We start from the raw sequence: 7,231 nt of genomic DNA, 5'->3' as shown, positions 1-7,231 counted from the left end.
TGACCATCGCGACCCATAACACACGGCATAAACCCTAGGAGGCACAATGCCCAGCTTTTCCCCACTAGAAAATGTGCCGGGCCTGGAAGCCTGGCAATTCGCCTACACCATCGACGATGGCCACAGTGCCGGCACTATTGTGCGCGCGACGGTAACCCAGAAAAGCGAAACCGCCACCGCAGAAGCGCCGGCAGTCGCGGTGCTGAAATGTGTTATCGCAGTGATTGACGATCAGAACAACGTGCAGACCGATGGCGCTGGAGACTTAATGCAGAGCGTCTATGTGACCACCAAAACCCTGCAGCCCGATAGTGGCGAGCCGGTAAACGTCGCCGACCATGTGGCCGATTTGGTGTCCGACTGTATTGTCGAGGTGGCCAACCGCCTGGCTGTGCATAGTTCTATTGCGGCGATGGCAATTCCAAACAGCTAACAATATACGGTGAAATTATGGGATTTTTAGACAGCCTTATGGGCGGTGGCAGCGAGTCCAGCAGTAGGTCATATATTGATGAGGACCAGAAGGGCTACCTCAATGATATTTGGGGAGAAGGGCAAAGGCTCTACAACTCTGGTCAATCTCCAGTCGCAGATATGACCCCAGAAATGCAGCAATATATTCAGGCTGCAATGGGGTTTGGCAACACTGCTAACGGCTACGCTAATCAAATGACGGGCGCTGCCAATGGCTTCGGAAATACTGCCAATGTGATGCAGAATTATTTAAATCAGGTAATGGGCGGCGGCGGATTCCAAACCCCAATGCAAAACGGTGTTGATATGAACACCGTGAATTCCCTGATTGATAACGACCTGCTGAACTCGCAAATTACTGCCAGTACTCGCGATATTTACCGTGACCTGAATGAAAACCAACTGCCGGGCATCGCTTCAGGGGCGGTTTCTACGGGTAATGCAGGCTCGACGCGTCGAGGTGTAGCCGAGGCCATAGCCGCAAGAGGTGCCGATGATAGAGCCTCAGACGTGGCCGCTGGCATCCGCTCCAATGCCTATAACCAAGCGGTGGGTGTCGCAGCGAACCAGGCCAGTGCAAATCAAAACGCCCAGATGAACACCAACAACCTCAACGCCAATATGGCAACTAGCAACTTTGGCACAGCCGGCAATCTATTTAATAGCGGATATGGAAACGCCTTCAACATGGGCATGGGTGGCGTGAACATGATGGGGCAGGGTGGCAGTGCCATGCAGAACTACATGCAACAGGTGGCAATGGCGCCCTGGCAAAAACTGCAGTTGTATCAGGGCTCTGTTGGTAATCCGATTATGTTGAATGAATCCACCCAGACCCAAAGCGGTTCTCCACTGGGGGCAATGGCTGGGGTCTTGTCGGGGCTTGGCACTGGCGGTCTTGGCTGGACACCATTTGCCGCCAGTGCGGCGGCAGGGGGCTGACGCAATCCCGTAAGGTCAGCCCTTTGCGGCGTCCTGCATAATTTCCTCGGGGGATTTGCTCTGTATGCCGCAGCGCTTTTGGGTTGATTGCTGTCGTAGGGCTTCGTACTCGCCTTTAAGTTGGGCATATTCTGCGGCTTCAGGGCCGTCACCACCCTCAAGTGCCAGTAATGCTGGCCAGAATAGAATAAGACCTACACCCATCTGCCAATTATCTTTTGTACGTTCACTGTCTAAGCGCTGATAAAGCTTTGTGGTTCGGTTGCCAACATAATCCATTTCCATAGCTATTTGGTCGCAATCATAGCCTTCGTATTTGAGAGGGGAAACATAAGTTGCATCAATCTTGTCTGGGTTAGAAGCGCAGCCGGCTGTAATGGCAGCAGTCAGAAGTAAGACGGTTTTTTTCATTTTTAATCTCCGTTATTGAATTTGCGTCGCTGGACATGAATCGCACAAAAGCATAATTGCCCCCCATATGTGCCCAGCGCCGTAAGTCGCAGCAGAGAAGGTGGGGCCCACTTGGGCTGCCTGCGGAAGAGTTGGAGTCAATGGCCTAGTCAAACGCATTTTAATCACCTCCTTGTGTGCCGGAGGAATTCAAACAGTCCACCCCAAACCAGTCAATCAACAGGTTGAATTATGCGACCAATATTAATGATGGGCGAGCCGCAAGGCGCCCTGGACTCAATTTTTATCGAGCCGAAACAGTCCCCTCTAGTCGATGGAAGCGACTCACTCGCGCTAGAAATGGACCGACGCCAACAGCAAATCATCGAGAACGATAGCCGAGTGGAGGCCATGAAAAAGGATAAGCTCGGCGGAATTGGTCGAATGCTAACGGCTATGAATATGGGATATCACGGCCAAGACCCAAGCGCTGCCTTTGCGGGTTTCAATAACCGTGTGGCTGCCCTTCAGGAACAGAATGCCCGGCTTAATTCAGAGATGGGCGATATAAGCCTGAAGCGGGCGATGCTGGAACAGAGGGCGGCAAGCCCTGGCTCTGCTCCCGCTGCAGTGCAGGAATATCAATTCTGGAACAGTCTGCCGGAAGGGGCACAGAAGGACTTCGAACGACTGAAGCGAGACCCTACCGCATTGGAGCAGTGGAAAGTTGATAATGCAGAGATTCTGCGCAACATCGCCGCTCTACAAAAAGGAGCTGAAACAGATGCTGCAGACTGGTCCAAAACTCGGCAGGGCATCTTGAAGCAGGGCTTGGAAGCACAAGGCATGATTCCAAAGATCGAAGAAATGCTAGAACTCAACGCTCGCATCAAAACCGGTGCTACTGCTGCAATGTGGAAAAGAGCTACGGACCTCTTCAATACAACGGTTGGCGATGTAGGCAAGTTCCACTCCTTAGCGGGTGAAATGGTGTTGGGGCAGATTCGTCAGCTTGGGGCAAACCCAACCGAGGGTGAGAGAGCTTTCCTTGAAGGCATTAGTTCCAGCCTATCTCAAGGCGGACAGGTGAACGAGGCTATCCTCAGCAACCTGAAGCAAGTGCAGGAGCGCATGCTGGATAGAGCTAAATGGTTTGCCGAAGACCGCTCTCGAACAATGGAAGAGTGGCTCTTGCGTAATGGCGATTTTGAGCCTGGGGATATCCAACGAGATGGCCCCGAAGCGCAGGCAGATACAGACCTTAACGGTTTCAAAATTATCAGCGTGGAATAACAAATGCCTGTCTATACCCTGGAAGGGCCTGATGGCCGCATCTACAAAATTGAAGGGCCGGAAGGCGCTACCGCACAGCAGCTGGCAACAGTAATTTTTCAGGCGGGCCCTCGTGATTTAAACACAATACAAGGTGACCTGCGCGAAGCTCTGGACCGTGGGGAGGGGGCGCGAGCGGAGAGGTTGTCCGCAGAAATGCAGGAGCACCCTAGCTATGCAGAACAGCGGGCTCAGGAGCTGGAGGAGGTTGATAGACAACTCGGTCCTGAATCAGTCCACCCTGTGATGGGTGGGGTTCGCTCTGCACTCCAGGGGCTTACTCTTGGTTTTTCTGATGAACTGGGGGCCCTAACAACCGCGGGGTATGAATCACTGGTAAACGGGCGTGATTTCAAACAAGAATACAATCACCAGCATGATACACTGGCGGAAGAGCGTGAGCAGTTTTCTGAAGATTACCCGAAAACAGCAGTCGCTACAGAGCTTGCAGGTGGTGTATTAACCGGTGGCGCCGGGCTCGCAAAAGGCGTCGGCAAGATGGCAGGGAAAAGCCTGATTTCCAAAGGTGCAACAGCCTCGGGAATCGGTGCAGCTGAAGGGGCGCTGTATGGAGCAGGGCAGGGATCAGGAACTCAGGGACGTATCGAGGGCGCGCTTACGGGCGGCGCTACTGGTGCAGTTCTTGCTCCTGTTGCTGGGGCAGCTACCAATCTCAGCGGCCGCATTCTTAGTCCTGTTGGTGATTGGGTCACCGACAAGCTTCTGGTACGTCCTGAGCATGCAGCTCGTCGCTTTCTTGCCGATGATTTGGCGGCAGAGGGATTTGATAGCGGCGCTCTGGAAAAAGCCACACAAGAACTGGGACCAAACGCAATTCTAGCTGACGCCTCCACCGCCGCGCGCGACTCCCTCGAAGGCGTTCTATCCATGACCGACACCCCCGCCGCACGTAAAGCCGCCGAGGAGCTATTCAAGGCCCGCAATAAGGGGCAGCAGCCCCGGCTTATGGGGGAGCTTCAAGGCAACCTTGGTGTGCTTAGCGATACGATGCTGCCAGATACCCTAAAAGGACTGAAGGCACGGCGCGGCGCTCAGGCGGAGGATTTGTATGGCGCAGCCAGGCAAAAGCCTGTTCGTGTAACTGAGAAATTGCAATCCATTATGCGCGCAGATGCAGTAAAGAATGCCGCTCAAAAAGCCAAAAATACTCTCTCCAACAAACGTATCGTAGGTAATAAAATCAGCCATATTGATTACTTTGATGCGATTAAGCAGAACCTTGACGACCAGATTGAGGTGGCTATCCGAAAAGGCGAGAAAGGTACCGCCCGAGATATCCTTCAACTTAAAAAGGAGCTTGCAAAGGAGATAGATTCTCAAGTGCCCGAGTATAAAGCGGCTCGCGATGCTTATGCTGGCGATTCTCGATTACTCGATGCGGCAGAGTATGGTCGGAAAATTCTCCGCGAAGATGGCGACACTCTTGATGATGCGCTGAAAGGAATGAGCGAATCTGAGAAAGAAATGTTCCGCCAGGGAGCACAAAGGGCTATTCGCGAAAAGCTAATGCAGGCAGCAGACAGCCATAACGCAACCCGCCGTATTTCATCGCAACTTTTGCGTGACAGGATGAGCCGGGCTTTCCCATCGAAGGCAGCCTTCGATAAATTCATCAAGCAGGTTGAAATTGAAGATGAAATATTCCGCACGACTTCAATTTTGGGCAACTCTAAAACCGCAATGCGCCTGGATACACAGAGGAGGTTGAAAGGGGAGGATATCCCTGGCCACGATGGTGGCACGGCGGGAATGTTGACAACTTTGGCCCGCAAGGTTGCCGGTGCAAGCCTGGGGCCGGAAGCGCGCGAGGAGCTGGCCAGCCTAGCAATGACTCGCCTGGGTGATATAGACCTTGATGGGATTATGAAATCCAAACAGTTCGTAAAGCTTCCTGAAGGCGCTCAGCGCTGGCTGGAACAGTTGACTGAAAAACAGGGAACCCCAGCGGAGTTTTCAGCAGTTCAAACCCCTATAGGTATCGTGGGGCAGCAGGACGGCGTATTGCTAATGAGTGGGTCGGTAGAGTGATTATCCAGTGGTTTTTAGTTGGATGCATGCATAAACCATCCCTAAAGCGGCCAGTAGAGGTGATGAAGATTTTCTGTAAAGTCATTACTACAAATCCACAAAATTGTAGATAGGCAAAGGTAATGGGTTTTAACCAAAAGGATCGTGAAGAATTAAAGAAATTCCTTCAAGAGAGCGCCTTGGCATTAGATGACCGCTTTTTCACTATTTCTACTGGTGCTCTTGCTCTATCAATTACATTTAGAGAGGCGCTTGTACCGCAAAATCCAAATTGTATTTGGATGCTTGGGGCTAGTTGGATTAGTTTCTCGCTATGCATTTTACTTTTTCTCACTAATCGACTGGTATGGCTAAGAAGGAGTGGTATCTTCCTGGAATTACTGGACCATGACGATGAACAGGAGACTGCACATAATTATATTGCTCGCCGGCAACGATCTACGAGAGCCTTATTTTACATGGAGATGCTTGCATTTATTTCTGGGGTTGGAAGTCTAGTAATTTTTGCTTTAATGAACATTGATGGCGCACCCTCATGATTTTATGTACGATCCCTCAAAAATACTGAGGGGTCGTCATGCGCCTATTACTACCAATTATCCTATCCGCTGCCCTGGCCAGCTGTCTTGAAGTCGAAGCCAAAGAGGGGCGTGGCTACGACCGCCACGAGTGGCTACCCAAGTGGTCCGACACTGACGGCGACTGCCAGAGCACCCGCCACGAGCTGCTAGTTCAGTTCTCCCTGGCTCCGGTTACCTTCACCAATGACAAGCGCTGCACGGTTGATACTGGCCTATGGCTGGACCCTTACACCGGTCAGTTCTTCAGCCTGGCTTCTGACCTGGATGTTGAACACATCGTCCCACTTTCATGGGCGCACGAGCACGGTGGTGCCAATTGGAGCAGAGAGTTGAAGCGGCAGTTTGCTGAAGACCCTGAGAATCTGTGGCTGGTCGATGACGGCCGTAACCAAAGCAAGGGCGATAAAGGCCCTGATGAGTGGATGCCACCCTATAAGCCCGTCCAGGCTATCTACGTACAACGGTTTATGGCGATAGTGGAGAAGTATGGGCTTGAGTTCTCACCGGAGGAATCTGCTCAAATTTTGGCCTTATTAGAGGAATGACACGGCATACTGTATGAATGCACAGTGGTGTTTTTATGTGCCAAAAAGTGTCTAAGATTCGCCCCTAACCCATTGATTTATATAGAGCGAAAAAGAGCTTAGAGGCGCCATTTTCTTAGACAGTGATTACCCGCAAAGCTAGTAACCACGGGGCCTAGAGGGTGGTTCGCGTAACTACTGTTGCATCATAGGAGTGTGTTCGGGTTTCACGGCCTTGGTCTTGCTTGCGGTTTTTGGCATTTTTCTCTAAGAAAATCAGTAAGTTACAAAAGTATTTGCAAACCCCAAGAGCCCCCGCAGGAAACGCGATTGGCTCAGACCGGGGTAGGAGGCAGGTTTGTTTGAGGGCTTAATAAGCAGAAGCATTCGGTCAAATATTGAACGGCAAGCCCAAACCTTATATTCGTGAAGCACGCAATCGCGGCAGGACTGAGCGGATAAGCCCAGCCCAAAGTTCGAAGGGCTTCTTTATAGGGAGCGCAGAATAGCAGAGTGAGGGGGAAACCACTATGGATGGTTGTCTCTTCAGCGCGAGGAGGTTTGGAGCGTCCAATGTGTGGGGTGGGGAGTTGCGGCAGGGAAATATGATTCCTAGATTTCTGAGATCACAGCCTATCGCATAGGCTTGTCCTTATGAGCTATTGAGATGCTGTGTCAGTGAGGAGCGTGAATATCTGGGTTTTTAGTCACTTGTTAAATGCCGGATGCCCCCACGATAACCATACCAGCAAAAAAAAGTAATTAGTCGACCCTGAAAAAAGTCTCCAGACCTTGTGGCACTAGGACCACGTGAACATATGACATAGCCATTTCGACCAGTTTTCGCTATTCTGATCCAAATTTCTGGTCGAAATGCTCAAGGATAATGATGCTCACGGACACCGATCAGTACCAACAAACCAGCTTTTTTGGCACCGA

7 protein-coding genes are annotated in these 7,231 nt (G+C 51.4%); 6 read left to right on the top strand and 1 reads right to left on the bottom strand.

The features are described from left to right. Nucleotides 1–46 precede the first annotated feature (46 nt). Entirely contained in the window at nucleotides 47–433 is a 387-nt protein-coding gene (locus ACCI49_RS22825) for a hypothetical protein (RefSeq protein WP_371841537.1), read from the top strand. 17 nt (nucleotides 434–450) lie between these two features. Further along, on the top strand, nucleotides 451–1,416 hold the full coding sequence (locus ACCI49_RS22820) for a hypothetical protein (protein ID WP_371841536.1): 966 nt from the start codon (nucleotides 451–453) through the stop codon (nucleotides 1,414–1,416). 15 nt (nucleotides 1,417–1,431) lie between these two features. On the opposite strand, the gene ACCI49_RS22815 is transcribed toward ACCI49_RS22820, so the two are convergent. Then, complete coding sequence (locus ACCI49_RS22815) at nucleotides 1,432–1,827, bottom strand: hypothetical protein (protein ID WP_371841535.1); 396 nt, start codon at nucleotides 1,825–1,827, stop codon at nucleotides 1,432–1,434. A 231-nt stretch (nucleotides 1,828–2,058) separates the two neighbouring features. Here ACCI49_RS22815 and ACCI49_RS22810 point away from each other — a divergent pair, with 231 nt between their 5' ends. The 4 genes from ACCI49_RS22810 to ACCI49_RS22795 all read left to right on the top strand — a co-directional run bounded on the left by ACCI49_RS22810 (nucleotide 2,059) and on the right by ACCI49_RS22795 (nucleotide 6,313). Further along, nucleotides 2,059–3,099 carry a hypothetical protein gene (locus ACCI49_RS22810; protein WP_371841534.1) on the top strand — a complete coding sequence of 347 codons (1,041 nt, stop codon included), beginning with the start codon at nucleotides 2,059–2,061 and terminating at the stop codon, nucleotides 3,097–3,099. Nucleotides 3,100–3,102: 3 nt separating this feature from the next. Continuing rightward, nucleotides 3,103–5,187, top strand: a complete 2,085-nt coding sequence (locus ACCI49_RS22805) for an OmpA family protein (protein WP_371841532.1) — start codon at nucleotides 3,103–3,105, stop codon at nucleotides 5,185–5,187. Between the two features lie 122 nt (nucleotides 5,188–5,309). Beyond that, complete coding sequence (locus tag ACCI49_RS22800) at nucleotides 5,310–5,726, top strand: hypothetical protein (RefSeq protein WP_371841531.1); 417 nt, start codon at nucleotides 5,310–5,312, stop codon at nucleotides 5,724–5,726. Nucleotides 5,727–5,764: 38 nt separating this feature from the next. Then, nucleotides 5,765–6,313, top strand: coding sequence for an HNH endonuclease family protein (locus ACCI49_RS22795; protein ID WP_371841530.1), 549 nt, complete (start codon nucleotides 5,765–5,767; stop codon nucleotides 6,311–6,313). Nucleotides 6,314–7,231: the final 918 nt, after the last annotated feature.

It is taken from the genome of Microbulbifer epialgicus, from assembly GCF_041447265.1.
Taxonomy (GTDB): Bacteria; Pseudomonadota; Gammaproteobacteria; order Pseudomonadales; family Cellvibrionaceae; genus Microbulbifer; species Microbulbifer epialgicus.
The sequence above is the reverse complement of the archived record's forward strand: the minus strand, read 5'-3'. Positions and strand labels throughout refer to the sequence as shown.

Excerpts from the sequence above, each read along its gene's own strand:
- ACCI49_RS22825 (WP_371841537.1), top strand. The coding sequence starts at position 47 with ATGCCCAGCTTTTCCCCACTAGAAAATGTGCCGGGCCTGGAAGCCTGG.
- ACCI49_RS22820 (WP_371841536.1), top strand. The coding sequence starts at position 451 with ATGGGATTTTTAGACAGCCTTATGGGCGGTGGCAGCGAGTCCAGCAGT.
- ACCI49_RS22815 (WP_371841535.1), bottom strand. The coding sequence starts at position 1,827 with ATGAAAAAAACCGTCTTACTTCTGACTGCTGCCATTACAGCCGGCTGC.
- ACCI49_RS22810 (WP_371841534.1), top strand. The coding sequence starts at position 2,059 with ATGCGACCAATATTAATGATGGGCGAGCCGCAAGGCGCCCTGGACTCA.
- ACCI49_RS22805 (WP_371841532.1), top strand. The coding sequence starts at position 3,103 with ATGCCTGTCTATACCCTGGAAGGGCCTGATGGCCGCATCTACAAAATT.
- ACCI49_RS22800 (WP_371841531.1), top strand. The coding sequence starts at position 5,310 with ATGGGTTTTAACCAAAAGGATCGTGAAGAATTAAAGAAATTCCTTCAA.
- ACCI49_RS22795 (WP_371841530.1), top strand. The coding sequence starts at position 5,765 with ATGCGCCTATTACTACCAATTATCCTATCCGCTGCCCTGGCCAGCTGT.